22 protein-coding genes and 1 pseudogene are annotated in these 26743 nt (G+C 67.1%); 6 read left to right on the top strand and 17 right to left on the bottom strand.

Translation table 11 applies throughout. The features are described 5' to 3' along the window. Window positions 1-61 precede the first annotated feature (61 nt). Window positions 62-1210, top strand: a complete 1149-nt coding sequence (locus ORI27_RS13045; protein ID WP_265997212.1) for a Zn-dependent alcohol dehydrogenase — start codon at window positions 62-64, stop codon at window positions 1208-1210. Further along, window positions 1207-3501, top strand: a complete 2295-nt coding sequence (locus ORI27_RS13040) for a CaiB/BaiF CoA-transferase family protein (protein ID WP_265997213.1) — start codon at window positions 1207-1209, stop codon at window positions 3499-3501. The genes ORI27_RS13045 and ORI27_RS13040 overlap by 4 nt, the downstream gene beginning before the upstream one ends. Here the strand turns inward: ORI27_RS13040 and ORI27_RS13035 are convergent. The 5 genes from ORI27_RS13035 to arcA form a co-directional block, all read right to left on the bottom strand. Then, window positions 3441-4982, bottom strand: a complete 1542-nt coding sequence (locus ORI27_RS13035; protein ID WP_265997214.1) for a flavin-containing monooxygenase — start codon at window positions 4980-4982, stop codon at window positions 3441-3443. The two genes, ORI27_RS13040 and ORI27_RS13035, sit on opposite strands and share 61 nt — an antisense overlap. 23 nt (window positions 4983-5005) lie before the next feature. After that, complete coding sequence (locus ORI27_RS13030) at window positions 5006-6745, bottom strand: flavin-containing monooxygenase (RefSeq protein WP_265997215.1); 1740 nt, start codon at window positions 6743-6745, stop codon at window positions 5006-5008. A 69-nt stretch (window positions 6746-6814) separates the two neighbouring features. Further along, window positions 6815-9154 carry an HAD family hydrolase gene (locus ORI27_RS13025; RefSeq protein WP_265997216.1) on the bottom strand — a complete coding sequence of 780 codons (2340 nt, stop codon included), beginning with the start codon at window positions 9152-9154 and terminating at the stop codon, window positions 6815-6817. Between the two features lie 142 nt (window positions 9155-9296). Further along, on the bottom strand, window positions 9297-10742 hold the full coding sequence (locus tag ORI27_RS13020; RefSeq protein ID WP_265997217.1) for an aldehyde dehydrogenase: 1446 nt from the start codon (window positions 10740-10742) through the stop codon (window positions 9297-9299). After that, the gene (gene arcA, locus ORI27_RS13015) at window positions 10739-11935 is read right to left on the bottom strand and encodes an arginine deiminase (protein ID WP_265997339.1); all 1197 of its coding nucleotides are present in this window, start codon (window positions 11933-11935) and stop codon (window positions 10739-10741) included. The genes ORI27_RS13020 and arcA overlap by 4 nt, the downstream gene beginning before the upstream one ends. Before the next feature lie 59 nt (window positions 11936-11994). Between arcA and soxR the strand changes: the two genes are divergently transcribed. Continuing rightward, window positions 11995-12426: a redox-sensitive transcriptional activator SoxR gene (gene soxR / locus ORI27_RS13010; RefSeq protein WP_265997218.1), complete on the top strand. Its 432-nt coding sequence runs from the start codon at window positions 11995-11997 to the stop codon at window positions 12424-12426. A 40-nt stretch (window positions 12427-12466) separates the two neighbouring features. Then, complete coding sequence (locus ORI27_RS13005; RefSeq protein WP_265997219.1) at window positions 12467-13063, top strand: alpha-ketoglutarate-dependent dioxygenase AlkB; 597 nt, start codon at window positions 12467-12469, stop codon at window positions 13061-13063. 2 nt (window positions 13064-13065) lie between these two features. Here ORI27_RS13005 and ORI27_RS13000 read toward each other — a convergent pair whose 3' ends face one another. The 4 genes and pseudogenes from ORI27_RS13000 to ORI27_RS33140 all read right to left on the bottom strand — a co-directional run bounded on the left by ORI27_RS13000 (window position 13066) and on the right by ORI27_RS33140 (window position 16274). Continuing rightward, window positions 13066-13725 carry a DUF5642 family protein gene (locus ORI27_RS13000; protein ID WP_265997220.1) on the bottom strand — a complete coding sequence of 220 codons (660 nt, stop codon included), beginning with the start codon at window positions 13723-13725 and terminating at the stop codon, window positions 13066-13068. Between the two features lie 21 nt (window positions 13726-13746). Continuing rightward, the gene (locus ORI27_RS12995) at window positions 13747-14412 is read right to left on the bottom strand and encodes a DUF5642 family protein (protein ID WP_265997221.1); all 666 of its coding nucleotides are present in this window, start codon (window positions 14410-14412) and stop codon (window positions 13747-13749) included. Window positions 14413-14544: 132 nt separating this feature from the next. Further along, a complete protein-coding gene (locus tag ORI27_RS12990; RefSeq protein ID WP_265997222.1) occupies window positions 14545-15021 on the bottom strand; it encodes a TspO/MBR family protein in 477 nt (158 codons plus the stop codon). Window positions 15022-15031: 10 nt separating this feature from the next. After that, window positions 15032-16274, bottom strand: a pseudogene (locus tag ORI27_RS33140) (PE-PPE domain-containing protein). Between the two features lie 351 nt (window positions 16275-16625). On the opposite strand from ORI27_RS33140, the gene lpqN reads away from it, so the two are divergent. Beyond that, complete coding sequence (lpqN, locus tag ORI27_RS12975) at window positions 16626-17330, top strand: envelope biogenesis lipoprotein LpqN (protein ID WP_265997224.1); 705 nt, start codon at window positions 16626-16628, stop codon at window positions 17328-17330. A gap of 31 nt (window positions 17331-17361) precedes the next feature. Here the strand turns inward: lpqN and ORI27_RS12970 are convergent, their stop codons facing one another. The 8 genes from ORI27_RS12970 to ORI27_RS12935 all read right to left on the bottom strand — a co-directional run bounded on the left by ORI27_RS12970 (window position 17362) and on the right by ORI27_RS12935 (window position 25927). Further along, complete coding sequence (locus ORI27_RS12970) at window positions 17362-18183, bottom strand: shikimate 5-dehydrogenase (protein WP_265997225.1); 822 nt, start codon at window positions 18181-18183, stop codon at window positions 17362-17364. Window position 18184: 1 nt separating this feature from the next. Next, window positions 18185-19192 (bottom strand): GNAT family N-acetyltransferase, encoded by a 1008-nt coding sequence (locus ORI27_RS12965; RefSeq protein ID WP_407666302.1) that lies wholly within the window; start codon window positions 19190-19192, stop codon window positions 18185-18187. Between the two features lie 123 nt (window positions 19193-19315). Next, window positions 19316-20170: an SDR family NAD(P)-dependent oxidoreductase gene (locus ORI27_RS12960; protein ID WP_265997226.1), complete on the bottom strand. Its 855-nt coding sequence runs from the start codon at window positions 20168-20170 to the stop codon at window positions 19316-19318. Between the two features lie 20 nt (window positions 20171-20190). Then, on the bottom strand, window positions 20191-21207 hold the full coding sequence (locus ORI27_RS12955) for an NAD(P)/FAD-dependent oxidoreductase (RefSeq protein ID WP_265997227.1): 1017 nt from the start codon (window positions 21205-21207) through the stop codon (window positions 20191-20193). Next, the gene (locus tag ORI27_RS12950) at window positions 21204-21713 is read right to left on the bottom strand and encodes an isoprenylcysteine carboxyl methyltransferase family protein (protein ID WP_265997228.1); all 510 of its coding nucleotides are present in this window, start codon (window positions 21711-21713) and stop codon (window positions 21204-21206) included. Before ORI27_RS12950 ends, ORI27_RS12955 begins: the two co-directional genes overlap by 4 nt. Continuing rightward, on the bottom strand, window positions 21713-22771 hold the full coding sequence (locus ORI27_RS12945) for a type III polyketide synthase (protein WP_265997342.1): 1059 nt from the start codon (window positions 22769-22771) through the stop codon (window positions 21713-21715). The genes ORI27_RS12950 and ORI27_RS12945 overlap by 1 nt, the downstream gene beginning before the upstream one ends. A 76-nt stretch (window positions 22772-22847) precedes the next feature. Continuing rightward, window positions 22848-25082, bottom strand: a complete 2235-nt coding sequence (locus tag ORI27_RS12940) for an MMPL family transporter (RefSeq protein ID WP_265997229.1) — start codon at window positions 25080-25082, stop codon at window positions 22848-22850. A 17-nt stretch (window positions 25083-25099) separates the two neighbouring features. After that, entirely contained in the window at window positions 25100-25927 is an 828-nt protein-coding gene (locus tag ORI27_RS12935; RefSeq protein ID WP_265997230.1) for a methyltransferase family protein, read from the bottom strand. 56 nt (window positions 25928-25983) lie between these two features. Here ORI27_RS12935 and ORI27_RS12930 point away from each other — a divergent pair, with 56 nt between their 5' ends. Beyond that, window positions 25984-26736, top strand: a complete 753-nt coding sequence (locus tag ORI27_RS12930) for an O-methyltransferase (protein WP_265997231.1) — start codon at window positions 25984-25986, stop codon at window positions 26734-26736. The last annotated feature ends 7 nt before the right edge of the window (window positions 26737-26743 follow it).

The following is a 26743-nucleotide window of genomic DNA, read 5'->3' as shown; positions in this document are numbered from 1 at the left end:
CGTGCGCCCCGTTTCGCTCTCCGTGAATCGGGGAATATCTCGCACCCGTAAGGTCGGGGCCATGAGGAGCCGCGCTGCCATCGTTCGTGAGATGGGCGGCGCGTGGTCCGTCGAAGAATTCGATCTCGACCCCCCGCGGGCTGGCGAGGTCTTGGTGCAGATGGCCGCCGCCGGGCTCTGCCACTCCGATGACCACATCCGCAACGGCTTCATGGCGCCACCCGGCGCGCCGAGAGGGCGTCCACCGACCATCGGCGGGCACGAAGGTTCCGGGGTGGTCCTCGAGGTCGGGCCCGGCGTCACCGGATTGGCTCCCGGCGACCATGTGGTGACCTCGTTCGTCGCGGTGTGCGGGCGCTGCCGGTGGTGCGCATCGGGCATGGAGTACCTGTGCGACAAGGGCGCCGGCGTGCTGATCCCGGGCATGCCGACCGACGGCACCTTCCGCCACCACACCCTCGACGGCCACGATCTGGGACATACGTCGAAGATCGGCGCCTTCGCCGAACGCACTGTCGTCGCGGCGGATTCGCTGGTGAAGATCGATCCGGACATTCCGCTGGTGCCCGCGGCCCTGCTGGCGTGCGCCGTCCCGACCGGCTACGGCTCGTCGGCCCGGCGCGGCCAGGTGCGCGGCGGCGACACCGTCGTCGTGATCGGTGCCGGCGGAATCGGGACGGCCGCCGTCCAGGGCGCCCGGATCAACGGGGCGACGACGATCGTGGCCGTGGATCTACTCGAGAACAAACGGAAGTCGTCGACCGGCTTCGGCGCGACGCATACCGCGGCATCGGCCGGCGACGCCGTCGGCCTGGTCCGGGAACTGACCCGTGGCGTGATGGCCGACTGCGTGGTGGTCGCCCCCTCCGACATCACCGGCGACGACCTACGGGATGCCCTGGCCCTGACCCGCAAGGGCGGAACCTGCGTGCTGACCGGCATGGCCCCGGCCGGTCCGCTGCCCGTCCAGCTGGACATCCAGGATCTGGTGCTGATGAACAAGACCCTGTGCGGGACAGTGTTCGGGTCGTGTAATCCGCGCTCAGAGATCCCACTGCTGGCGTCCATGTACACCTCGGGCCAACTTCTTCTCGACGAGATGATCACCACCCGCTACCGGCTCGACGACATCAACACCGCGTTCGACGATCTGCTGGGCGGCGCATTGGTCCGTGGCGTCATCGATTTCGGGATCGCCCCAACCACATGACATCTCCACTGTCGGGTATCCGGGTACTCGAGATCGGTGACCGGATCGCCACCGCGTATTGCGGCAAGTTATTGCGCGATGCCGGCGCGGACGTGGTAATGGTCGAACCGCCGGCCGGACACCGGCTTCGGCGTTATCGGCCCACGGGTGTCACACCGACCGGCGACACCAGCCCGTTCTTTTCCTTTCTCGCCGGCGGGAAGCGGAGCGTCACGAGTCCGGCGGTTCCGTCCGAACTGCTGGACTCGGCCGACATCGTCATCCTGGGTGCGACGCCGGCAGAAGCCGCCGCGATGGGCCTTCACACCGAGGACATCGCGTGCCGCGCAACATCGGTGGTCACCGTCTCCGACTTCGGCTGGACCGGACCCTGGTCTGACGTGCCGGCCACCGAGTTCACTCTGCAGGGGTGGTGCGGGTCGACGGGCTCACGGGGCGAGCCCGAGCGCCCGCCGATCGCCGTCGGCGGAGACCTCGGCGAATTCATCGCGGGTAGCTATGCCGCCTTCTTCGCGCTCGCCACCCAACGCGGCGGGAGAGCGGACATGTCGGTCCTGGAAGCCATGACCACCTCGATGCAGGTGTTCTCCTGGCTGCGGAAAGAATTGATGCTGCTGGAGGTCGTCGGCCGTTCGACGGAAGTGCCTTCGGTCGAACGCGCCAAAGACGGCTACGTCGGTATCTCGATGGCCACCGGACAGCAGTGGCAAGACTTCTGCGCCATGGTCGAGTGTCCCGATCTGGCCGACATTCCCGACCTGCGCTTCCAGGTCGGCCGCTGGGAGCAGCGGGATCTCATCCGCGCGCGCACCGCCGATTTCTTCGCCACGCACACCGTCGCGGAAATCGTCGAGCTCGCCGCGCTGTTCCGGATTCCGATGACCGCCATCGGAAACGGCGAAACCCTCTCCGATATGGACCATTTCGTCGCCCGGGAGTCATTCCTGGACCATCCCGGCGGATTCCGCGCCCCGCGCCCGCCGTGGCGGATGAGCCGCACCCCGCCCCTGCCACCCGCCCCGCCACCCACGCTCGGCAACACCGACTCCGCCGCGCCCTGGTCACCCCGCGGATCACGGCCGGAACGCCCAGGCCTGTCGCTCGACGGCATCCGCGTGGTCGACTTGACGGCGTTTTGGGCCGGCCCGACCGCCACCCACCTGCTGGCCATGCTGGGTGCCGACGTGGTGAAGGTCGAATCCGTCCAGCGCCCGGACGGGATGCGCTTCGCCGGCGGATTCCGCGAAGACGTCGAGCGCTGGTGGGAATACAGCTGGGTGTTCCACGGCGTGAATTCCGGCAAGCGTTCGGTGACATTGGATTTGGAATCTGACGACGGCAGAACGCTTTTCGGTCGGATGGTCGCCGAAGCCGACGTGGTGGTCGAGAACTTCACGCCCAGAGTGATGGAGAACTTCGGCCTGAGCTACTCCGACCTGTGCCGGTTCAACGAGCAGATCATCGAGGTCCGCATGCCGGGGTTCGGGCTCGACGGGCCGTGGCGCGACCGGGTCGGGTTCGCGATGACGATGGAACAGCTCGCGGGGCTGGCCTGGCTCACCGGCTACCCCGACGGACTGCCCACCGCACCCCGCGGCGCGTGCGACCCACTGGCGGGTGTGCACGCGGCGTTCCTCACGCTCACCGCCCTGGAGCATCGTCGTCGCACCGGGCAGGGCCAACTGGTCGAGGTGCCGATGATCGACGTTGTCCTCAACGCCAGCGCGCTGCAGGTCATCGAACACGACGCGGCCGGTGTGCTGCTGACCCGCCGAGGGAATCGCGGCCACGAGTTCCCCGTCCAGAACGTCTATGCCTGCGCAGGATCCGACCAGTGGATCGCGGTCAGCATCCGACACAACGGTGATTGGGAAGCCCTCAAAGAGATATTCGGGAGACCGGACTGGACGCACGAAACCGAGTGCAACGCAGACAATGCCGACCAGATCAACGCCCACCTGTGCGACTGGCTGAAGGACCGGCCCCGTGACGGGACCGTCACCGCGCTGCTCGCCGCGGGGATACCAGCCGCGCCGGTGGTACAGCCGCCGGAGGTGATCGACAATCCCGCGCTGCAGGCCCGGGCCTTCTTCCAGACGGTCACCCATCCGTTGTGCGGCCCGCTGCCCTACCCACGGCCACCGGTCACCGGTCGCTTTGTGAAAAGCGCCGCTCCGCTGCTCGGACAGCACAACACCGAAATCCTCGGCGGGTCACTCGGTTTGACTGCTCAGGAGCTGGATCGCCTGGAAGAAACCGACGTCATCGGAACCTGGCCGCTGGGGCTGTGACCGTTCGTTCGGTGGATCCAGTCGCGGGTGCGTAACCGCCAGGTGCGCCGTGCGTAGTCGATTTCGGTATACGGCCACTGCGTGACGATCCGGCCCGCCGGTGACCGAAAGTAGCTGCCGCACTGCGTCCACACCGTCTGCTCGAGCTCGGCGGCGATCTCCTCGTTGAACCGGCGCTCGGCCTCCGGTCGCACCTCGAGCGTGCCTCCCTTGCGACCGAGCCGGCCCACCGCATCGGCGACCAGCCGGGCACCCGCCTCCAGGACGTAGACGATCGAGTTGCCACCCTGGTTGGTGTTCGGCCCATACAGCATCAGGAAGTTGGGAAACCCGCTGACCGCCACGCCGAGGTAGGCGCTGGGCTCCTCACCCCAGCGTTGATGCAGCGACTGTCCGTCGACGCCGGTCACATCGATACCCGACAGGTAGTGGTTGGTCTGGAATCCGGTGGCCAGCACGATGGCGTCGACATCGGTCACCGTCTGCGCCGTGCATACCGAGGTCTCGGTGATCTTGTCGATGGGCTGGGTCACCAGCGACACGTTGTCCCGCTGCAGGGCGGCGTAGTAGTCGTCACCGAGCAGTACCCGCTTACACCGAAACGGGTAATCGGGCGTCAACGCCGCGCGCAGCTCGTCGTCGGCGACGCTGCGGCGCAGGAATTCCTCCGCAATGCCCTGCCGGCCCGCCACCAGCGGGTCATCAATCCGCAGTGCGGTGTTGTCGTGTTGCTCCTTCCACAACCGCCACCGCTCCCGGCGCGCGGCCCACGGGCCGCGCCGAAACCGGTCGAGCTCGGCACCGGTGAACGCGCGGTCGTCTTTGGGCACCATCCACGGCGAGGTGCGCTGAAAGATGGTCACCTCGGCGGCAACCTTCGCCAGCTCCGGAACCACCTGCACGGCACTGGCTCCCGTGCCGATCACCGCGACCCGGCAATCGGTGAAATCAGCATGTGGATCCCACCGGGAGGTGTGCATGACCGACGCACCGAAGTCGGCCAAACCATCGATCTGCGGCAGCTTCGGCTCACCGAACAAACCCACTGCGCTGACGACCACGTCGGCCGAGAAAGCGAAACTACCTCCGGTGGTGACGGATTCCAGATCGATATCCCACCGGGAGGTGTCCGCGTTCCAGCGCAGACTGCGCACCGCGGTGCCGGTCAGCAGGTGCCGGCTCAGGTCGAAGTCTTCAGCGACCGACTCCAGATACGCCAGGATCTCCGGCTGACGCGCGTAGGTGCGACTCCAATTCCGGTTCGGTGCGAACGAGAACGAATACAGATGGCTCTGGATGTCGCACGCCGCACCGGGATAGGTGTTCAACCGCCAGGTTCCGCCCACCCCGTCACAACGCTCGATGATCGCCAGATCGTCGACGCCGATGCGCCGCAACGCCACCGCCGCGGCCAGGCCGCCGAACCCGGCGCCGATGATCGCCACCCGTGGTGAGGGCCGCCGGCGGACGGCCGCCCTCATCCGTCCGATCAGATACCGGCGGTTCACCGGGTGCCGCCGATCTGGAGTCCCTCCAGCGCGCCGCCGTCCCGCCAGGCCGCCAGGATATCGGCGTATTCGGTTGGTGTGCCGTAGAAGAAGCTGCCCTGCCGGGTGATGGCGTTGGCCTGCCCCTCGCGGTTGTAGTACCCGGGCGTGCAGGACCGGGCGCGGTCGGCGGTGCCGGCCGACCTGACCACCACGGTATCGACCCACCCCTCTTCGGCGGCGGACGTCGGTTCGAGCCGGGTGACCTCGCGTGCCAGTGCCTGCGCGATGATCCATGCGACATGCGAGGCCTGGACGTCGAGAAGGTAGGGAAAGTTCACCGTAAAGCCGGACTGCGCAATACTTTCCACGAACAGATTCGGAAATCCCTCGACCATCAGCCCGTGCAGGGTCCGCACCCCGGCACGCCACTTCTCGGTCAGCGTCAACCCACTGCGTCCCACGACCTCGAAGCCGGTGCGCCGCGCGTATTCCGTGCCGACTTCGAAACCGGTCGCGAAGATCAGGCAGTCGATCTCGTGCTCGACCCCGTCGACGACGACGCCCCGCTTGGTGATGCACTGCACGCCCTGTCCGTGCGTGTCCACCAGAGTCACGTTGGGCCGGTTGAAACTTGCCAGGTAGTCGTCGTGAAAGCATGGCCGCTTACAGAAGTAGCCGTACCACGGCTTGAGCGCCTCGGCGGTGTCCGGGTCGGCGACGATCGCGTCGATGCGGGCCCGGATCTCCTCCATCTTCGCGAAATCGGCCAGCTCGCCATCCCGCATCACCAGCAGGGTCTTGGTGATGGACGTCCAGGCATCGGCCACCAGGTCCTCGTCGGCCTGGCCGCCTGCGGTGAGCTGCTGGAAGTTCTCGATGCGTCGACGTTGCCAGCCAGGCGTCAGACCGGCGGCCCACTGCGGATCGGTCGGTCGGTTGTCGCGCACATCGACCGAGGACGGAGTGCGCTGGAACACCGACAGGTGCCCCACCGCACGCGCCAGATGCGGTACGCACTGCACGGCGGTCGCACCCGTTCCGATCAGGCCGATGCGCTTGTCGGCCAACAGCTCCAGGTCTTTTCCGGTGTAGTCGTAATCCCACCTACTGGTGTGGAAGGTGTGCCCGGTGAACGCGGCGATGCCCGGGATGCCGGGCAGCTTTGGTTTCTGCAGATAGCCGTTGGCCATCGACACGAACCGGGCGCGGATCGCGTCACCGCGGTCGGTTTCCACGATCCACCGCGACAGGTCTTCGTCCCACCGGATTTGCCGGACTTCGGTGTGCAGGCAGGCGTCGCGGTAGAGGTCGTAGTGTTCGGCGATGCGCTGGCAGTGGGCGAAGATCTCCGGGCCCTTGGCGTACTTCTCGGTCGGCAGGTAGCCGACCTCCTCCAGCAGCGGCATGTAGACATAGGATTCGACATCGCACGCGATACCGGGATACCGGTTCCAGTACCAGGTGCCGCCGACGTCGGCGGCCTTGTCGATCAGCCGGATGGACCGAACACCGAGTTCACGCAGCCGCGCCCCGGTCAGCAGGCCGCCGAATCCGGCGCCGATGATCGCGACGTCAACCTCGTCGGTCAGCGGATCACGGGTCGGCGGCTGGTCCGACCACGGGTCGCGCGCGAACCCCGCGAAATCACCCGCCACCTCCACGTACTGGGCGATCCCGTCGGCGCGCAGCCGGACCTCACGCTCGCGGGCGTATCGGGCGCGCAGCGCATCAGGGTCGAACGGCAAGTCGGACACGTTCTCCGCACTATATGTGGATCACGCCGGGATCGGCTCGATGTCCCAGTCGCGCGGAGAACCCGCCCGCTAGCAAGCTCCGAACGATCCCAAGCGTCCTGAACCGGTCAGCGTCGCCAAGGACTCACCGACCGATTGAGTCAGGTTCGGGTAATTCGCGATCTTGGTGTTCATCTCGCACTGCGTCGGCAGGAACCCGACAGGCGCCGTTTCGATGGTCGGCTGCATCAACCACAACCCCGCCGGATTGGCCGCCGCGTTGTCGACGAATGCCTGCACCAGGTCGGGCTGATCCATCCGATCGATCGTCAGGTGGACACCGGCCTCGTTGAGCATCTCGATGTCACCGGTGGAATCGCCACCCACCAAGAACAAATCGCCCACCGAGATGGGGCCCTGCAGGATGTAGTTGACGATGGCGCCCACCTTGCCTCCACGCCAGGACGACAAGCCATCCGGCATTGCTGTGATCCCGAGTTGCGAGAGTCGGGTCGGGTCGAGGTTGATGTAGGCCTCATCCGGATTTTGGAACGTCAGCTCGTAGTCGGTGACGAGCTGGCCCGTGGTGCTGTCCTTCATCACGGTGTTGATCCCGATGACATGGTCCAGCGGGAGCGTCGCGTCCTCGCCGTACTTCGCAGCGATGGTCGGGTTTTCCGCGTTCTGCACCATCCAGCGCACCGCCCAGGTGATCCCGGCGGAGACGATGTACACCCGGTAGCCGTGAGCGATCAGGTTGCCCTGCAGGTCGGCCATCTGCGGATAGACGAAGGGTTGCCCGGCGCCCAAGATCATCGACTCTTGTCCAGTGGTCAGGTCGGCCTCAGCCGCTCCGTTGTCGTAGACGGCTGACGTCACGCCGACGAAATCATCGACCGAATACCCGTCGAACACCGAACTGGGCATCGTCAGGCTCGAATACTCGCCGAACGGGTCATTCGACAACGAGTCCAGCAGTGCCTCGTAGTACGTGTACACACCTTGAGTGACCGACACTTCGCCAGTGGACGTCATAAACGACGGAAACAGTGCTGTCGACAATGTGGTCGGATCAATGACGCCGTTCAGCTGGACATACGCCATCATCGCCTCGCTGACGTCGCGGGCCTGGGTGGTGTTGTCGAAATCGAACACGGCGATCTTGCCCTGTCCGGCGTCCCGGCTGATGGCCTGAACAAGGTTTTGGTAGACGGTGGTCGACCAGCCCGTCGGATCGAGAGCCGGAACCATATCGTCGGTTCCGTCATCGCCCCGGGCCCCTCGTGCACCGACGATGCCGAACAGCCCCGCCGCGCCGCCGGCACCGCCGTTGCCGCCGGCCCCGCCCGCGCCGCCGGCATAGCCGAAACCACCTGCGCCGCCCGAGCCACCGGCGCCGCCGTTACCCCACAGCGACAACAATCCGGTGCTGCCGCCGTCACCACCGGCGCCACCGATGCCACCGGGGTTCGCTTCACCACCAGCCCCGCCGGCGCCACCGCTGCCGAAGAACAAGCCGCCCCTGCCACCGGAGCCGCCGGCCGCGGCCGTCAGTCCCGCTCCACCGGAACCGCCGTCGCCGACCCAGCCCGCATTGCCTCCGTCGCCGCCGATGCCGCCGGTCCCCGCCGACAGGCCGTAACCGAGCGCCGCGCCCGCACCGCCTTGGCCACCCGCGCCACCGACACCGATGAACCCGGCGGCGCCGCCAGTACCACCGATTCCGCCGTCACCTCCGGCCTGGCCGGATCCGCCGGACATCCCGGCACCGCCGGCACCACCGTCACCACCATTGCCCCACAAAGAGATTCGGCCAACTCCACCGCCGGCACCGCCGGCGCCACCGGTGGCACCCGCTGCGGTCGCGGCGCTACCGGCACCACCGCTACCACCACTTCCGGCAAGCAGACCGCCGACCCCACCGGTTCCTCCGGCCCCGCCGTCGACGCCGGCACCACCGTTGCCGCCGTTGCCGATCCAGCCCGCATTCCCGCCGTCGCCACCGTTGTAGCCGGCACCCCCGTTGCCGAGCAGCCCAGCGTTACCTCCGTTGCAGACCGTGGTGCACGACGACGCAGTCCAGCTGTAGCCATTGCCGACCAAGATCCCGCCGTCGGGGTGCGCGGCGGTCCCGTTGCCGACGAAGTACCGCACGACCTCCTCCGGCGCGGGCAGAGCGGGGACCGCTGCCGCGGATCGGGCACCCGCCACCCTCGCCGTCGGCCGGCTCGCCGGGCCCGATTTCGATGTGGCCGAGCGGGACGCGTGGGATCCGACCTTGGGCTTCGACTGCTTCGTATGACCGGTCGAGTGCCGCGACGACGATCCTGTCGTGGTGTCAGCCGACGCCACCGGCATGAATGCCATCACCGCCGCGCCCGCACCCAACGCAATCGCCAAGCCCCCGACCCGGCCCAGGGAAAAGCCCATCAACCGGTTCCCAACCTTCCACCCGACAGCCCGACGCACGCGTGCGTCAATTACCAGGGCAGGTGTATCACGGCTTCGCCGACTGGTTGCTTACGGAAAGTAACGTGCAGGTGAATCTGCAGCAGTCACGTCGCTGGGCTGCCTACATCGCGCTGGCGATCACCTTGGTCTCCAGGAATTCCTCGAAACCCGCCAGACCCATCTCGCGGCCGTTGCCCGACTGCTTGTAACCCCCGAACGGAGCGTCGGCCGAATACCAGACTCCCCCGTTGACACTGACGGTGCCCGTCCGCAACCGCCCGGCCACACCCGCAGCACGCTGCGGATCGGCACCCCACACCGCGGCCGACAGACCGTACGGTGAGTCGTTGGCGATGCCGACGGCGTCATCGTCGCCGTCGTGAGCCAGCACCACCAGCACCGGCCCGAAGATCTCCTCGCGCGCCACCCGCGCCGAGTTGTCCAGTCCTCGAATCACGGTCGGCGCGATGAAGTATCCCCGGTCCAGGCCGGCCGGCCTTCCGCCGCCGCAGGCGAACGAACCACCCTCGGCCACAGCTAAATTCAGATAGCCCTGCACCCGATCACGCTGGCGCGCTGAGATCAACGGTCCGCACACCGTGGCCGGATCGGTCGGGTCGCCGACCGCGATACCCGACATCGCCGCGGCGGCGGCCTCGACTGCGTCGTCGTAGCTCTCACGCGGCACCAGCAGTCGAGTGGTGAACGCGCAGCCCTGCCCGGCGTGCCGGGAAACGGCCAGCGCGGCGACGCCGCAGGCCCGCGCCAGGTCGGCGTCGTCGAGGACGATGAAGGCGGACTTGCCACCGAGTTCGAGACACACCTTGGTGATGGTCTGCGCCGCGCCGCCCATCACGGACGCACCGGTGGCGGACGACCCGGTGAACGACACCACGTCCACCCTGGCGTCCTCGGCCAGCCGCGCACCCAGGTGCGGGTCGCTGCCGGTGACAACGTTGACGACGCCTGGCGGAAAGTCGGTGCGCTCGATGATGATTCGCCCGATATGGGCGGCGCACCACGGGGTCTCGGGAGCCGGCTTGAGGACCACCGTGTTGCCGGCCGCCAGTGCCGGGCCGAGCTTGGCGAGATTGATCTGATGCGGAAAGTTGAACGGGGTGATCGCGCCGACAACACCGTACGGCTCCCGTACGAGTTCGCGCCGAGACGAGATCCCCATCGGGGATGCCACCCCGAGATCAGTTCTCCACGAATAGTTTTCGGCGATATCGGCGGGGAATGCCAGATCGTCGACCGGGCCCTGCAGGTGTGGGCCGTGGGTGAAGGTGATCGGGGCTCCCACCTCGGCGACGGTCACGTCGCGCATCGGCTCGATCTCGGCGTTCAGCGCTGCGCGCAGCTGGCGTAGACAGTGCACCCGCAGCGCCACGTCACGCGACCAGTCGGTGTCGTCGAACGCGCGGCGCGCCGCGCCGATCGCCCGGTCCATGTCCGCGGCGTCCGCGTCGGCGGCCGGCCCGATCGGCTCCTCAGTGGCCGGGTTGATGGTGCTGAACGTGCCCGACCCGCCGACGGATAGCCGCCCATCGATGAGCAGTTCGGTCATAGCGGATCCCGGGCAACCGGACATGACATGCACCGCGGCCCACCCCGCCCGGTCCCGAGTTCCGAGGCGGCGATGGGCAGTACCTCGATACCGGAATCTTGCAGTCGGGCATTGGTTTCGACGTTGCGCTCGTAGGCGACGACGACGCCCGGCGCCAAGGCCAGGGTGTTGTTTCCGTCGTCCCACTGCTCGCGTTCCGCGGTCACCGGGTCCAGTCCGGTGTCGATCACCCGCAACTGCTCGATCCCCATCGCGGTGGCGGCGGCTTTCACGAACGGCGCCTCGTCGAGAATCGTCACCCCGCCGGGAGCCCGCTTGATGGTGAACGCCGACAACGAATCGCTGATCGCGGGGTACATCACCACCGCGTCCACGTCGACCATGGTGCAGACGGTGTCCAGGTGCATCTGCGCCCGCTCCTGGGCGATCGGGACGGCCAACACGGTGTGGGCCAGTCCGTCGTCGAACAGACTGCGCGCCAGAGCTTCCGCCCCTGCCGGGGTGGTGCGTTCCCCGACCCCGACCGCCACCACGCCAGGCGAAAGCAGGAGCACGTCACCGCCCTCCACCGGCGCGGTGTGCGACTCGTAGGCACGCCGCACACCGAGGAACCGCGGGTGGTGGGCGTAGATCAGGTCGGTCAACGAGGTTTCACGGATCCTGGCCGGCAGCGCCAGCGAGGTGATCGCCACCCGCGGGCCGATCCAGAATGACGAGTCGCGGGTGAACAGCAGATTGGGCAGCGGCTCGATCACGAAGTCTCCGCCGTGGTGCATGCGCCGCACCAGCGACGTGTCGGCTTTGGCGTCCTGCGGTAATTCGGTGAACGTCATACCCGCCGTCAGCACATGCGCCAGCGCGGGGGGCTCGAGGCTGCGCAGATAGGCGGAAAGTTCCTGCGCCAGAGGCAATCCCAATCGGCGCGCATCAACAGCCGCGGCGATGCCCTGCATCCGGGCGGCGCCACTGGCCAGCGCCTCGGTCAGCAGGTCGGACATCAACAGCACTTCCACACCCCGCGACCGCAGTAGTTCGGCGAACGCGTCGTGCTCCTGCTGGGCCCGGGACACCCACGGCAGGCCGTCGAAGAGCAGCTTGTCGTTGTTACGCGGCGTCAACCGCTGCAACTCGGCGCCGGGCCGATGCAATATGACGACTCGCAGCGTCCCGACCTCGGAGTTGGAGCCCAGCACTGTGGTAGTCACACGTAGCACCGTAACAACAGGTCAGGCACCTCAACTATCGTTGAGGTGTGACCGAGCAGGAACTGGCGCCCGGCGAACTCGCCCAGCGGGCGGGCGTGGCGATCTCGGCACTTCACTTCTACGAACGCGAGGGGCTGATCAGCAGTCGCCGGACCTCGGGCAACCAGCGCCGATACTCTCGCGACACCCTGCGTAAAGTGGCGTTCATCCGGATGTCCCAGCGGCTGGGCATACCCCTGGCCCGGGTGCGGGATGCCTTGGCGACGCTGCCGACCGACCGGGTGCCGACCAGCCGGGACTGGGCGCGGCTATCCGCGGGGTGGCGCGATGACCTCGACGAGCGGATCCTGCACCTGCAGCGGTTGCGCGACAATCTCGCCGATTGCATCGGTTGCGGCTGCCTGAGCCTGCGCAGCTGCGCGTTGTCCAACCCCGAGGACGTGCTCGCCGGCCGCGGCCCCGGGGCGGCGAGGCTCTAGATCGCCTGTCATCGAACAGGTGTGCGATATCCTCGGGGTCGTGTCTGTAGCAGTTCAGGGAGCGCTGTTCGAGCACAGTGAGCGCCGCGACCTGGGCGCCGGAGCGTGGATCGACGTGCGGTCGGCATGGGTCGACGACGCCGATGAGCTCTTCGACGGCCTCCTCGGTGCCACGTCCTGGCGTGCGGAGCGGCGGCAGATGTACGACCGCGTCCTCGATGTACCCCGGCTGGTCAGCTTCCACGACCTGACGACCGAAGCGGCGCCCCATCCCGTCATCACCAAGCTGCGCCGCCGCCTCAACGACATCTACGGCGGTGAACTCGGCGAACCGTTCACCAGCGCCGGATTGTGTCTGTACCGCGACGGCGCCGACAGCGTGGCCTGGCACGGCGACACCATCGGCCGCAGCAGCACCGAGGACACCATGGTCGCCATCGTCAGTTTGGGGGCGACCCGGGTGTTCGCGCTGCGGCCCCGCGGGGGCGGAGCCTCGCTGCGTCTCCCCCAACGCCACGGCGACCTTCTGGTGATGGGTGGCTCGTGCCAGCGCACCTGGGAGCACGCGGTCCCGAAGACGGCGCGCCCGAAGGGTCCCCGGATCAGCGTCCAGTTCCGCCCGCGCGACGTGCGCTGAGCTCAGCTGCGAACGGCATTGACGCCGGTGATCAGGAGGTCGCGGGCACGCTGGGTGTTCACCGGCACCACGGGCTTGTCGGGTAGCACCAGCGGGTTGGCGCTGACGATCACCTGATAGGCGCCGAAGTGGGCGGAGAAGTTGTAGGTCTCACCCGTGCGCGCCTGGTTGTCGACCATCGCCTGCAGGACGCGGTGCACACCGATCGTCTGGGTTCCGTCGATGTGCGGGGCTTCGACGCGCTCGACCAAGCCCCGCATTCCGGAACCGGCGAACGTGACCTTCTGGCACTCCGGCCCGGGCTCGGTCACCGGGAGCGCCGAGTTGGTCTCGACCGCGATGACGATGAAACGGTTGCCCTCCCCCTGGGCCGTCACGGCTGCCATATTGCCCTCGGTGCCGGCCGGTACCAGTTGCCCGGCGGCGAATTTCGCGCAGGCGGGCGGGTCGAAGGTCAGGCCGTCGGGAAGCTTCTGCCCGGTCAGCAATTGGGGGTCGATACCGGTCTTGGCCGTCTCGCGCACGGTGAATTCGGGACCGAAGCTGGACTTCAGTGTCGTCACCTTCGCGATATCGAAATTCGGTTGGGCCGATCCGCCCGAACCGCACGCAACAAGAAGGCCGGCGCACACGAATGCGATGACCGCGCCGGGTTTCACCATCGTGGCCAATGTACCCGGTGTTCAGTCACGCAGCGCGGACACCGTTGCGACCAACAGATCACCGGCGAACCGCGCGTCCAGCGGCGGGTAAGGCGACCCGGGATCGGTGACCACGGTGACGAATGCGATGTGGCCGTCGAGGTAGGCCTGCTCGGTGACGGCGTGGCCGTTGGTTTCGGTGCCCGACTCGACGACCGTCCGGGTGGCGACCGTCATCGCGATGGTGTCGGCGCCATCGATGTGGGGCGCATCGGAGATCGCCACCTCGCCGGTGGTGTGTGCGAACGTCATCGTCCAGCGCGCGCATTCGTCGAGCAGCGTGGCGTCCGGCACGCCTTGGTGAGGTACCGCGACGACGACGTAGACGGTGCCGCCGGGCCCCGAGGCCGAGTACCCCCGGGCCGCCGGATCGGCGGCGGCCGGGTCGGCCAGGATGCCACAGGACTCCGGTGCCGCCGTCCACCCGGATCCGAAGCCCCATAACCCCGCCGCGCTGACCGGCCCGGACACGTCGGCGATCTCGTAGCCGGCGGGCAATGCCGGCCGGATCCGTTTGATGTTGGCCGGCTCGATCGGACCCGGCACGGGCGACGCGCTGGGCGCCGTCGAGGCGGGGGGCGTCGAAGTGGGCTGCGCCGCGCACGCGACCAACCAGAGCGCCGTCAGGCAGACGATGAGCTGCCGCACGGGGTCTTGATACCACCTAATGATCGGCTGGTGTGCGAGCCGCGCGGGCAAGCCCGTCGGTCACCTGCACTCGAGCTGCGGCGAGTAGCCGAAACTCAGCTCCCTGCAGGACTTCTCAACAGGGCATGCATGCTAGCGGTTCAGTCGCCAGATGTCGGTGGACATCAGCGTCGCGAACGAACACCACAGTGGGTAAGGCGTCAGTGCGGCACCGAACTTCGGGTCCGCTTGCGCGGCGCGGCGGGCCAGGTCCGCGCTGCTGACGGCCAGCGCTCCCGCCACGATCGCCGACTGTCCGAGCTTGTGCCGCTTGAAGAAGAGCCAGCTCCAACTCGCATTGAGGACCAGATTGGCGCCGAGCGCGCCCACGTAGGCGCGGGCCTTGTCGCCCTCGCCGGCACCGCGGAACTTCTCGATCGTCGCGGCGGAAGTCACCGCGATATCGGCATACAGCGTCGTCCATGCCACCGGAAACACCGCATTCGGCGGAACGTAGCGCGGCTTACGCAGCGTGGGATACCACGTTTCGACACCCTGGCGGCTGGCGACGCTGCCGACCACGGCCGCCGCAGCGGTGGCCAACGATGTCGTGATGATCGACTTGCCCATGACCGCCAATTTACCCATCCGCCGCGCCCCGGAAACGCGGCCGGTGCCCACCGACACCAGGGCGCGTGCGCTGGACAGCGGCGACCGATGCCGGCGGCCGCGATGTGCGGGCCACCGGCGTACGAGGTGTACGGCCGGCCGTGCCGTGTTGCCTGACCGACGGCTGTCTGATGGCCGGCGTCGGCGCGCTCGGAGATGCCGCGGGGAGTGCTGGGCCACCGACTCCGAACGGCCCGGCCGGTGTGGTTCCGAGGGGGCGCCCGAAACCGGCGTCTTCGAGGCCGTCGTCTAGCCCGGTGGGGATGGCGGCCAGCAGGTCGCGGACCTTGGCCGCCGGCGTGCTCGGATCGGCCAGGGTCGCCGCGGCGGGGTCGCCCGGACTGATACCGCGGTCATAGCCCCATTCCACCATCACCCGCAGCGGCGCATCGAGCACAGCGAGGATCGGCCCTGGTATGCCAAGTCGGGCGAGCGGCGTCAAGAGCGGCAGGCGGTTGGCCGGTAGCAGGTAGTACCCGGTGTCGCCGGTACGGCCTTGGTAGATGGCTTCGGTTACCGACACGGTGTAGTTCGGGTGCAGATTGGCGATCCCGGCCAGCGCGTTGAGATCGGCCAGCAGGTTCAGCGGGCGGCGGGGGAAGTCCGCCCATCCGTCGTACTGCCAGGTGATATCGGTGGTCAGGAACCGGCAATCAGTGCAGTCCGGCGAAGCGCTGCAGGATTCCCCCGTTGGGCCTGTTCGGATTGCCGATGAGCACGAACGCGGCGCTCAGGGCCGCACCGGTGGAATCGACCACCGGCAGCCAGGTTCCGTCCGCATTGCGGTATTGCGCGATCAGGTTTCGCTTCTCGATGGTCGCGATCCGGGCGCTCTGCGAATATCCGAATGCCACGTAATCGGACGTCAACGCAACGTCGTCACCGAAGTAGTGCGCTTTACATGCCGTCCTGCCCTGCAGGCAGTTGTCCAGATTGCCGACTCCGGTGGCCACCGACGTGTCGAACACGTCCGAACCGACGACCGGCCAGAACTGCTCGGGTGTTTGGACTGCGACGGGGTTGTAGGCTCCGGGATCATCCGGAACGCCCCGGGACGAACCCGTTGGCGCGATGAACAGATCGAGTGCGCCCCGGACGAACGCTCCGACGAAATCCGCGGACTCGCCAAGCGGATAGGAGAGCAACGAATCAGCCGGACCGACAGATGTCGCGTCTGGTCTCGAGTTCACCAGCGGGTGGCCTGTCCCGCCCATGATCAACGCGGTGGTGGCGCTCAGCCGAACGCCGACGGTCAGCGGTCCGGGAGCGGCGAACGCGGCCGCGCCGACAATGGCAGCCACCGCCAGGCATGGCGAGCGCAGCCAGCTGGCCATGGCGCCCCCGAACGCCAGGCGCAACGCCCTTGGTGGCTTCGCCCGACCCACCGCCGCGACCACACTGCGCCATTGCAATCACGCGACCTATGGCCATGGTGCCTCCCGGCCACTCACGCGGTGCGGGTTCGCAGACATTCTCGCGATTTTCCTGTGAATCGCACTAAGCTGCTCAATCGAGTTCGATTGGCCGCTGGCAGCAGCGCGCCGCGACAAAAGGAGACGCGTTCGATGAACAAGGTGACGGCGGTAGCTACGGCGGGACTGGCCGCCGTTTCGTTGAGTGTGGCGCTCGTCGGTTGCGGCTCGGACAGCAAGACCGAGAGCACGACATCCACGTCCACCTCGACGTCAACCGCGACGTCCACGTCGATATCCACTGAGACATCGACCAGCTCGAAGCCATCCGCGGGCAAGCAGCAAACAATTCAGGACTACCTGAAGGAAAACCAGATCACTGAGTCGCCGGTCAAGCGCGGCGATCCCGGCTCACCGAATATCGACCTGGCGATGCCGCCGGGGTGGAAGGACGCCGGGGCGCAGACGCCGGACTGGGCCTACGGGGCGATCGTCTACGACTCCCCGGAGGATCCGAGTGATCCCCCGAGCATCATCGCGATCGTCTCCAAGCTGACCGGCAACGTGGACCCGAAGAAGATTCTCCAGTTCGCACCGGGCGAGTTGGAGAACCTCCCGGACTGGGAGCCGCTCGGGGACCCCAGCGACAGCACGCTCGGTGGTTTTGATGCCGTTCAGCTCGGCGGCAACTACATGAAGGACGGCAAGAAGCGCATCATCGCCCAGAAGACGGTGGTGATTCCCGGCCAGGATGGCCTGTACGTCCTGCAGATGAACGCCGATGCGCTGGACGGCCAGGAAGGTCCGCTGATGGACGCCACCGGCATCATCGACGACAAGACGACGATCACCCCCTGATCGGTCCCCTCCGCGGCTGCGGCTGCGCTCGCTAGGCTCGGGAGTACGCAGACGCCTCGGCGACCTGCTGCGGAGTCGGCCGCACCCCCGTGTAGCGCTCGAATTGTTCGGCCGCCTGCAGGGCGATCACCTGCGCGCCGGTGATCACCGGCTTACCCGCCGCCCGGGCGGCCACGATCAACGGCGTCTCAGCCGGCACCGCGACGACGTCGAAAACCATATCGGCAGCCGCAATGACATCGTCGCCGTACGCCGGTTCGTCTTCCTCCGGCCCGTTCGCCATCCCGATCGGTGTCACGTTGACGATCACCGACGCCCGGAGGTCACCCACGTCGGGGCGCCATTCATAGCCCACCCGCTGCGCCAGCTCAGGCCCGCTGTCGGTGTTTCTGGCCACAATCGTCCCAGTGCCGAATCCGCTGTCCCGGAACGCCGTTGCGACCGCGCTGGCCATTCCGCCGCTGCCGCGGATCAACACCGGTGCATGCGGGTCCAACCCGTGCTCGGCGATCAGTCGCTGGACGGCGGTGTAATCGGTGTTGGCCGCGGTCAGCACACCGTCATCGTTGACGATCGTGTTGACGGCATTGATGGCGCGGGCGGACTTCTCCACATGATCCACCAGGGCGAGCACATCCTGCTTGAACGGCATCGAGACCGAGCACCCGCGAATCCCCAACGCCCGCACCCCACCGATCGCGGCGGTGATATCGGCGGTGGTAAAGGCTTTGTAGATGAAGTCCAGGCCGAGTTGCTCGTAGAGAAAGTTGTGGAAGCGCGTGCCGATATTGCTGGGCCTAGCCGCCAGCGATATGCACAGTCTGGTGTCCTTGTTGAGCGGGGGTCTGGCCATGTCAGCCGATCGCCCGCAGCACTTGGCGCGCCATGGCCCGGATCTCCTCGGCCAAGACCGGATCAATCTGCAACCCATCGGCTTTCGGAACATCGAAGACAGTGGTGACCACCCCTGGCTCCTCCCGCTCCCAGTGGGTACCGAAGCGATCGAGAATTGTCCGCATCGGCAGATTGTCGGACAGCACCCGCGCCGAGAACCGCTTCACACCCCCGACCTGCGCGGCAATGATCAGTGCGTCCATCAGGAAGTTACCGATCCCACGTCCCTGGTAGGCATCACCGACGATGAACGCGATCTCGGCGACGGACGGATCCGTCTCATCTCGGACGAACCGCACGTCGGCGACGACGGGCCCGTCCGCCCCGTCGACGAGGACCCAGACGAAATGGTCGACGTAGTCCACCTGGAACAGATAGTTCATCAACGCCATACTGGGTGCGCGCATCGACATGAAGCGTCGGTAGAGCGTCTCGCTGGAGAACTCGACCGGACCATTCGAGGTGCGCGCGCTGTCACCCGGCAGCACCGGACGCAACATCAGTTCCGTGCCGTCCTTGAGCACCACCGGGATTGGGGTGACGAATGCGGCCAGTCGTTGCCGGGCGGTGCGCACCAGGCGCTCGCTGATCCCGGGCAACTCGGCCATCGCCTCGAATGCCGCGTGGTCGCCGATGTATCCCGTCAGCGGTTCGGTGGTCGTCACCGTGGCCGTCCTGGGCTTGTCCCGCAACAGCGCGATCTCCCCGACGATCACACCGGCCGACACCTCGTCCAGAACGACCTCAGCGTCATCGCCGACGTGGCGCACCTGCGCCCGGCCCGATTGAATGAGCAGGAAGGACACCGCCCGCTCGCCTTGACGCATCAAGACCTGTCCGGCCGGCGCCCGCAACGGCCGCAATCGCGCGGCCAGCGGACGGAGCAGCTCGGGCCGGCACCCGTCGAACACCTCCATGCGCGCCAGCCCGTCGGCCCGCACGGCGATCACCTCCGGCGTCGCACCCAATGCCGACGCCAGGCCGTTTTCGCCGCCGCCCGCACTCATGCGACCTCCGTAGTCACGACTTCGAGACTACCGACGGGGCGGAACCCGCCGGACCGATTCAGCGCACGGGGCCGCCGCCGAGGACTAAAGGTGCTTCGAACGGTTGACAAAGCGGCCGGCACGTGGCGAAAACAGCCAGCCACCACCGGCTTTCGTTCCCCCGTCGACCGGAATGTTGTGCCCGGTGACGAATGCCGACATCTCGGAAGCCAGGAATAGCGCCACTCGCGCCTGATCCTGGGGCCACCCGACGCGGCCGACCGGTGCCCACGACTGCCACAGGTGGTCGACGTCCTCGTATCCGGTGAGGTAGTCCACCTGCGGGGTCTGGGTCAGGTCGGTGCCGATGCCGTTGACCCGGATACCGTGGCGACCCAGGTCCACCGCCAGACAGGTGGTGAAATGCGCGACAGCGGCTTTCATGGCGCCATACACGGGGTCGCGCGGAAAACCACGCATGCCTTCGACGGAATGAATGTTCACGATGCTTCCGCTGCCCGCCTGGATCATCGCCGAGACGAAGGCCCGAGTCACCGCAAAAACATGCCGCACGTTGATGTCATACATCCGCTGCCAACTCTGTGGCGTCGACTCGTCGAATGCGAGCAACGGCCGGTAATCCCCGACGTTGTTGACCAGCACGTCCACCCGGCCGTGTGCGGCCAATACCGCGTCGGCCAAGCGCTCGACGTCGGCATCAACGGTGACGTCGGCGATATGGCTGCGGATCACGCCGCCGGCGTCCGATACCTCACGACTGATCGCCTCGGCCCGGGACGGGTCGATCTCGGCGACCTCCACCGCGGCGCCATGCTCGGCGAACAGGGCCGCGACCGCCGCGCCGATCCCGGCACCACCCCCGGTCACCACCGCAACGCGGCCGTCCAGCAGACGATTCCAGTCCGCGATGTCCGGGACGCCGCGGGGGCCGTTGCTCATAGCGGCGCAGCCTACGCCGCTCAGTACGCCAGGAGGTTCACAATCTTGGCGAAGGTGCCGGGAAAGGCCGCTGCCGCGGGCACCACCCGCGAGCGGGTGGTGCCGTATTCGGTGGCGTGCAGCAGCCCCGCCGTCAGCATTCGGTAGCGTCGCGACATATGGCGCCATTGCCGGTCATAGTCACCCGGTCGGTCGGCCAGAACACAATTCACCAATAGCTCGGCACCACCGAACCCGATGCCGAGTCCTTCACCGGTCAACGCGTCGACATAGCCGGCGGCGTCGCCGACCAGCATGACGCGCCCGGCGCTGCGGCCCGCCACCCGTTGGCGCAACGGTCCGGCGGCCCGCTCAGATCCGTGCGGGTGGCCGTCGACGCGGTCACTCAACGCACCGAATTCGCCCAGGCGGCTCTCGAACGAGCCCTGCCGCGCCGTCAGGATCGCGATGCCGACGCAGTCGTCGGCCACCGGCGTGACATACGCCTCGGCGCCGTCACCCCAGTACACCTCGACCCGGTCGCTCCACGGCGCCGTGTGGACGTGGCGCCGCAATCCCCACCGGCGCGGTCCGCGGCTCGGGCGGGCCAGGCCCAGCGAGCGTCGGATCGTCGAGTGCAGCCCGTCGGCGGCAGCCAGATAGCGCGCGCGAAATCCCGCGCACTGAACCGAACCTGAATCCTGACTGATCGATCCGACATGGGCGGTGACCAGGTCGACGCCGGCCGCGCCGGCCGCATCCACCAAGGCGCTGTGCAGCGCGGTGCGCCGCACGCCGAGCCCGGGGTCCGCTCGCAACGGGGCATCTACGCACCGCTTCGAGTCCAGATAGGTGACCCCGCGAAAAGGCTTCCCGGGCACAGTGATTCCGAGCTTGTCCAATTGCGCGACGGCATGGGGCATCAGCCCTTCACCGCAGGCCTTGTCAATCGGCGGGCTCCGCCGCTCGATGACGGTCACCGTCAGGCCCGCCCGCGCGGCGTGCAACGCGGTCACGAGACCGGCCGGCCCGCCGCCCGCGACTAGGAGATCGATCACGACAGGCTTGCCAGGGCAGCGTTTTCGGTGCGGATCCGGGTCCGCAACAGGGCGGCGTTGAGTGCGGTGAAGACCAGTGCGGTGATCCATCCGGTGTGCACCAGTGGCAGCGCGATGCCCTCGGCGACGACCGCGACGTAGTTGGGGTGGCTAAAGAACCGATAGGGGCCGCCGGCCACTCGCGGTGCACCCGGAATCACCACGACCCGGGTGTTCCACTGTCGGCCGAGGGTGGTGATACACCACCAGCGCAAGCCTTGAGCGCCAAGCACTATCGCCAGCATCGGCCATCCGAGGGCGGGCAGGAACGGGCGGTGCAGACCGATGACCTCCACCAGGGCCCCGAGGAGCAGCCCGGTGTGCAGGACGACCATTACCGGATAGTGATTCGCCCCGAATTCGATGCCGCCTCGCGACCGGCTCCAGGCCAGGTTGCGCCGTGCGACGACCAGTTCAGCGACCCGCTCCAGCGCGACCGCGGCGACCAGCAGCACATACCAAGTCATCAGTGCCAGCGCAGCAGCACCAGTTCCGAACAGAACCCGGGGCCCATGGCCATCATCAGGCCGGGGCCCGACGGCGGACGTTTGGCGATGGTGTCGCGCAGCACGTGCAGCACCGAGGACGAGGAGATGTTGCCGATGTCGGCCAGCGAACGCCAGGTCAGTTCGAGTGCCTCGTCGGGCAATTCGAGACTACCCACGATCGCTTCGATGATCTTCGGACCGCCGGGATGGCAGACCCAGGTGCCGATATCGTCGATGTTCAGGTCATGTGCGTCAAGGAATTCGGTGACGTCGGCAGGTAGGTAACGTTCGATCACCTCGGGCAGGTCGGCGGACAGCACCAGCTCCAGGCCGGACGCGCCGACATCCCAGCCCATGGTGCGCAACGAGTCTGGATACAGGTGGCTGCGGGAGTCGATGATGTCGGGGCCGCTGGCGTTCATCTTCTCGGCGCGCCGCTCGCCGACCGCGACGACGGCTCCCGCCCCGTCGGCGAACAGCGCGCTACCGACCAGTCCGGGCATTGTGGGCTTGTTGGCGGTGTAGGTCATGGAGCACAACTCCACCGACACCAGCACCGCGACCCCGTCCGGGTCCCCGCGTAGGTAGTCGTGCAGCCGGGCGACCCCGGCCGCGCCGGCCACACAGCCCAAGCCGAACATCGGCACCCGCCGGACATCGGGCCGCATCCCCAGGCGGCCGGCGATCCGGGCTTCCAGCGACGGTGCCGCAACACCCGTCACGGTCGTCGATACCACCAAGTCGACGTCTTCGGGACGCAGGCCGGCTTCATCGAGCGCACCCGCGATCGCGGCGGATCCCAGCTCGACAGCGTGCTCGATGAACAAGTCGTTGGCTTCGCCGAAGTCTTTCAGGGTGGGGTACTGATCCAGCGGCAGGACGAAGTGGCGATTGTCGACCTTGGCGCTGCGATGCAGGCTGCGAAGGATTTCTTCGTAGTCGCCGTACCCACCGATCGTCAGGAAGGCCTCGGTGATCTCGGCCTGACTGAAGCGGTGCGGTGGCAATTCACCACGCACACCGGCAATGACACTGATCGGACGCATGTTCTGAATACGAAGATCATTCGCCGCCGGTTCATGAGACTTTGCCCGAGACCCCTTGTTCGACACGTCAACCAGTATGCCTCGCCGGGCCGCCTTCGCGGATGCCTACCCGTTCGTGCATCCAGGCCAGCGGCTTGGGCGCCCACCAGTTCCACCGCCCCATCACGTGCATAAACGCCGGTACCAGGACCAGCCGCACCAATGTCGCATCGGTGAGCACAGCCAGCGCCAGACCAAGCCCGAACATCCGCATGAACGACACGTGGGCCACTGTCAGCGCCGCGAACGAGATCGCCATGATCAGCGCAGCGGCGGTGATCACCCGACCGGTGTGAGCCACACCAAGAGCGACGCTCTCGTCGTTGTCCGCAACGCCGTCCTGGGGCGATGCGATCCAGAACTCCCGGATACGGGACACCAGGAACACCTCATAGTCCATCGAGAGGCCGAACGCGATGCAGAACAACAGCACCGGGATATTGGCAACCAAAGTCCCGGTCGAGGTGGTGCCCAGCGCGCCGAGGTGACCGTCCTGAAAGATCCACACCATCGCGCCGAACGCCGCCGTCAGTGACAGCACGTTGAGCACCAGGGCCTTCAGTGGGAGCACCACGCTGCCGGTCAGCAGGAACAGCAGCACCAGCATGATCACCGCGATCAGACCCAACACGACGGGAAGCCGCGAGGTGATGGCATCGACGCTGTCCCGATTGGTCTGCGCCGTTCCAGCGAACTCGACCGTCCGGCCGCCCGGGGCACTCACCGCGTGCAACCGGTCGAGCTGGTTTTCGGACCTGTTCGAGTACAGCGGTGCCGTGCTCTCGACCGTGAGCAGGGCACTACCCGACGCAAGCCCGGCCGCCGCCGACGGCGGCCCCACCAGGTTTCCGGCCACGTACGCCCCCATCGGCGCCGACACGGTGGTCACATCGGGCACTCGCGACAGATCCGCGGCGTATCGGGCGATCTGAGGATCGGACAGTCCGGCCGCATCCGGGATGACGATGGGGATGGCCGTTTCGGAGTTGTTGGTGAACTGGCTGCGCAACTGATTACCCACCTGGTGCGCCGAGGCCGACTGCGGTAGCACCCGGTCATCGGGGAATCCCGGGCGAACACCGAGGAAGGGCGCGCCCAGAACCACCAGCACGACCACACCGGCCAACCCGATCGGCACCGCGCGCTTCATCACGAATTTCGTTGAGCGGTACCAGAATTGTTCGTCGATTGACCGCCGGACGGGTTCTGCCCGGCCGAGTATGCGGCGAACCAGCCGGCGCACATCGAGCGAGTCGAGCCGATCACCGAACAGGCTGATCGCGGCGGGCGTGATCACGATCGCGGCCAGCACGGCGAACGCGACGGTGGCTACGCCCGCGTAGGCGAACGATTTCAGGAAATGCATCGGGAACACGACCATCGCGCCCATCGACAGCGCGACGGTGGTGCCCGAGAACACCACGGTGCGCCCGGCCGAGACCATGGTCCGCACCAGCGCGTCGTCCCGCTCGTGGCCTTCGGCCAGTTCGTCGCGGTAGCGGCTGATCATCAACAGCGTGTAGTCGATCGCCAGGGCCAGGCCCATCGCGGTGGTGAGGTTCAACGCGAAGATCGACACGTCGGTGAAGAAGGTCGTCACCCGAAGGACCGCCAACGCGCCGAGAATGGCCATCAACCCGACGGCGACGGGTAGCGCGGCGGCGAACACACCACCGAACACCCACACCAGGACCAGGAAACTCAGCGGGATGGCGATGGACTCCATCAGCAGGAGATCGTGCTGGGATTGCTCGGTCACCTGCAGGTTGACCATCGCGGTTCCGCCGGTGCGCACGACGACGCCGTCGCGGTCGCGGCTGATCTGATCGGACAGATCCCGGGCGTAGATCTGCTGGCTGGCCTCCTCGCCGGTGATTCCCGCGGAGATGAGACCCGACTTCTGATCGCGGCTGACCAGCGCGGCCGCCGCCTGTGGCGGGGAGGTCCACGCCGAGCTGATTCCGGTGACATGGCCCGACCGCTTCAGCTGGTCGATGACGTCGAGGGCGACCGCGCGCGCCGCCGGACTGTCGAATCGGTCGGACGTCACGATCACCAGGAAGGGAACATCCCCCTGCCCGAACTTCTCGGTGAGCAGCTGAGCGGCCCGCGACGACTGCGAATCAGGGTCGGCAAAACCGCTCGGGGACAGATCCTTGGCGACGGGTACGCCGAAGATGGCGACCGCCACCATGACGAGGATGCCCACCACGACCACCCGGCGCGGCGCGGCGACGGCTAGCCGGGCGATCGCTCTCAGCAATGCTTTGCCCTTCGATGTCAGCCCTGCCTTCTGCTGATACGTGCACGACCAGCAGCAGGTTCACAATGCCTCCCCGAAGGACGTCGTGGCCTACGAGGCAACGGTAACCAATACGGCACAGTGCGCGCATAACTGTCGAACGCCGAGCCGAAGATGCGGCGGAATCGGGCCTCCTTGAAAAGGGGTGCTATCAGGCAATACAGGGTGAATGTACCGGCGACTGCCAGTTGGTCCGGCGTCCAGGTGGGCACCGTCCACACCGTGAGGGTGAAGGCGACGTAGATCGGCTGCCGAGTCCACCGAAACAGGCCCGTCGTCGGCATCCTCGGGTACGTCGGTCGCCGACCGCGCAACAGTGCCACCCAGCCCAAGGTGCCGATCTGGACCGACAGTCCGGCATCGAACATCGCCTTGCCGAGCAGCACCCACGCACCGACGTACGCCACGACGAGCACAGCCAGGACCACTCCGTGCGCCCGCCACCAGATCGTGCCGGACGGTGACCACAGTGCGAACAGGGCGAGCACCTGCAGGGAAGCAACCGTGACGAAGGTGGTAGGGGCCAGTATGGTGCCGGTACCGCACGGTCCCAGCCGGTTGATCAGGGCCCGGCCCGGGCCGGTGAGCAACAGCGAGTGGACGACGGGAAACTGGACCAGCAGCGCGGCGTTCGCGATCCAGCTCCACGGCGGCGACAAGGTGCCCAACGAGCGGCTCATGCCGAAGTACATCGCGACCATCATCGCGACGACACCCAGCACGAATGCGGCGTGGCAGAAAACGCCGTATCCGACCGCTATCAGAATCCGGCCGCCGCGTCCCCGGGCGGCGGGCGGTGACGACATTGCCCGCACTCAAACCTCTCCAGTGGCACCACCGAACCACAACGTAGCGTGGGGACATGAGGCTTGGCCAGCGGATGCCCCTCCTACGATGGTCGCTGCTGCGCACCGGCATCGGTATCCGCAATTTCAACAAGACCGGCCAGGTCGGTGACGGCCGGGAGGCCGCCGCCGCCGACTACGTCGAAGCCAACGCCCGCCCAGGGGACATCGACGACGTGCTGGCCACCATTGATGAGTACGCGTACGCGAAGTCGTTTCTGGTCAATATCGGTGACGAGAAGGGCGCACTGCTCGATGCCGCGGTACGCCGCGCCGACCCGCGGCTGGCACTGGAATTGGGCACCTACTGCGGCTATGGAGCGCTGCGGATCGCGCGCGCCGCACCGTCGGCCCGGATTGTCTCGGTCGAGTTGTCGGCAGCGAATGCGGCGGTAGCCCGTCGGATTTGGGCGCATGCCGGCGTCGAACAACGTGTCACATGCGTGGTCGGAACGATCGGTGACGGTGGGCGAACCCTCGACACTCTGCATGACGAGTACGGATTCGCCCCCGGCACATTGGATTTCCTGTTCATCGATCACAACAAGAACGCGTACCTGGCGGACCTGCTCAGCATTGTCGAGCGCGGCTGGTTACGGCGCGGCGCCATCGTCGTAGCCGATAACGTCGGCTTTCCCGGCTCTCCGAAATACCGCGGCTACATGCGGGAACAACAAGGCCAACGCTGGGAGACCACCGAGCACCGCAGCCACATGGAATACCAGAAGCTGGTACGCGACCTGGTTCTCGAGTCCGAGTATCTGGGCTGACATCCCG

The organism is Mycobacterium pinniadriaticum (assembly GCF_026242045.1).
GTDB lineage: Bacteria > Actinomycetota > Actinomycetes > Mycobacteriales > Mycobacteriaceae > Mycobacterium > Mycobacterium pinniadriaticum.
The sequence above is the reverse complement of the archived record's forward strand: the minus strand, read 5'-3'. Positions and strand labels throughout refer to the sequence as shown.

Bases quoted from the DNA above. Each gene is read 5' to 3' on its own strand.
- ORI27_RS12990 (WP_265997222.1), bottom strand. From the start codon at position 15,021: ATGGGCAAGTCGATCATCACGACATCGTTGGCCACCGCTGCGGCGGCC.
- ORI27_RS12935 (WP_265997230.1), bottom strand. From the start codon at position 25,927: ATGTCGTCACCGCCCGCCGCCCGGGGACGCGGCGGCCGGATTCTGATA.
- ORI27_RS12960 (WP_265997226.1), bottom strand. From the start codon at position 20,170: ATGAGCAACGGCCCCCGCGGCGTCCCGGACATCGCGGACTGGAATCGT.
- ORI27_RS12950 (WP_265997228.1), bottom strand. From the start codon at position 21,713: ATGACTTGGTATGTGCTGCTGGTCGCCGCGGTCGCGCTGGAGCGGGTC.
- ORI27_RS13035 (WP_265997214.1), bottom strand. From the start codon at position 4,982: ATGAGGGCGGCCGTCCGCCGGCGGCCCTCACCACGGGTGGCGATCATC.
- ORI27_RS13040 (WP_265997213.1), top strand. From the start codon at position 1,207: ATGACATCTCCACTGTCGGGTATCCGGGTACTCGAGATCGGTGACCGG.
- ORI27_RS13045 (WP_265997212.1), top strand. From the start codon at position 62: ATGAGGAGCCGCGCTGCCATCGTTCGTGAGATGGGCGGCGCGTGGTCC.
- ORI27_RS13000 (WP_265997220.1), bottom strand. From the start codon at position 13,725: ATGGTGAAACCCGGCGCGGTCATCGCATTCGTGTGCGCCGGCCTTCTT.
- ORI27_RS12930 (WP_265997231.1), top strand. From the start codon at position 25,984: ATGAGGCTTGGCCAGCGGATGCCCCTCCTACGATGGTCGCTGCTGCGC.
- ORI27_RS13020 (WP_265997217.1), bottom strand. From the start codon at position 10,742: ATGACCGAACTGCTCATCGATGGGCGGCTATCCGTCGGCGGGTCGGGC.
- lpqN (WP_265997224.1), top strand. From the start codon at position 16,626: ATGAACAAGGTGACGGCGGTAGCTACGGCGGGACTGGCCGCCGTTTCG.
- ORI27_RS12970 (WP_265997225.1), bottom strand. From the start codon at position 18,183: ATGGCCAGACCCCCGCTCAACAAGGACACCAGACTGTGCATATCGCTG.
- ORI27_RS13025 (WP_265997216.1), bottom strand. From the start codon at position 9,154: ATGGGCTTTTCCCTGGGCCGGGTCGGGGGCTTGGCGATTGCGTTGGGT.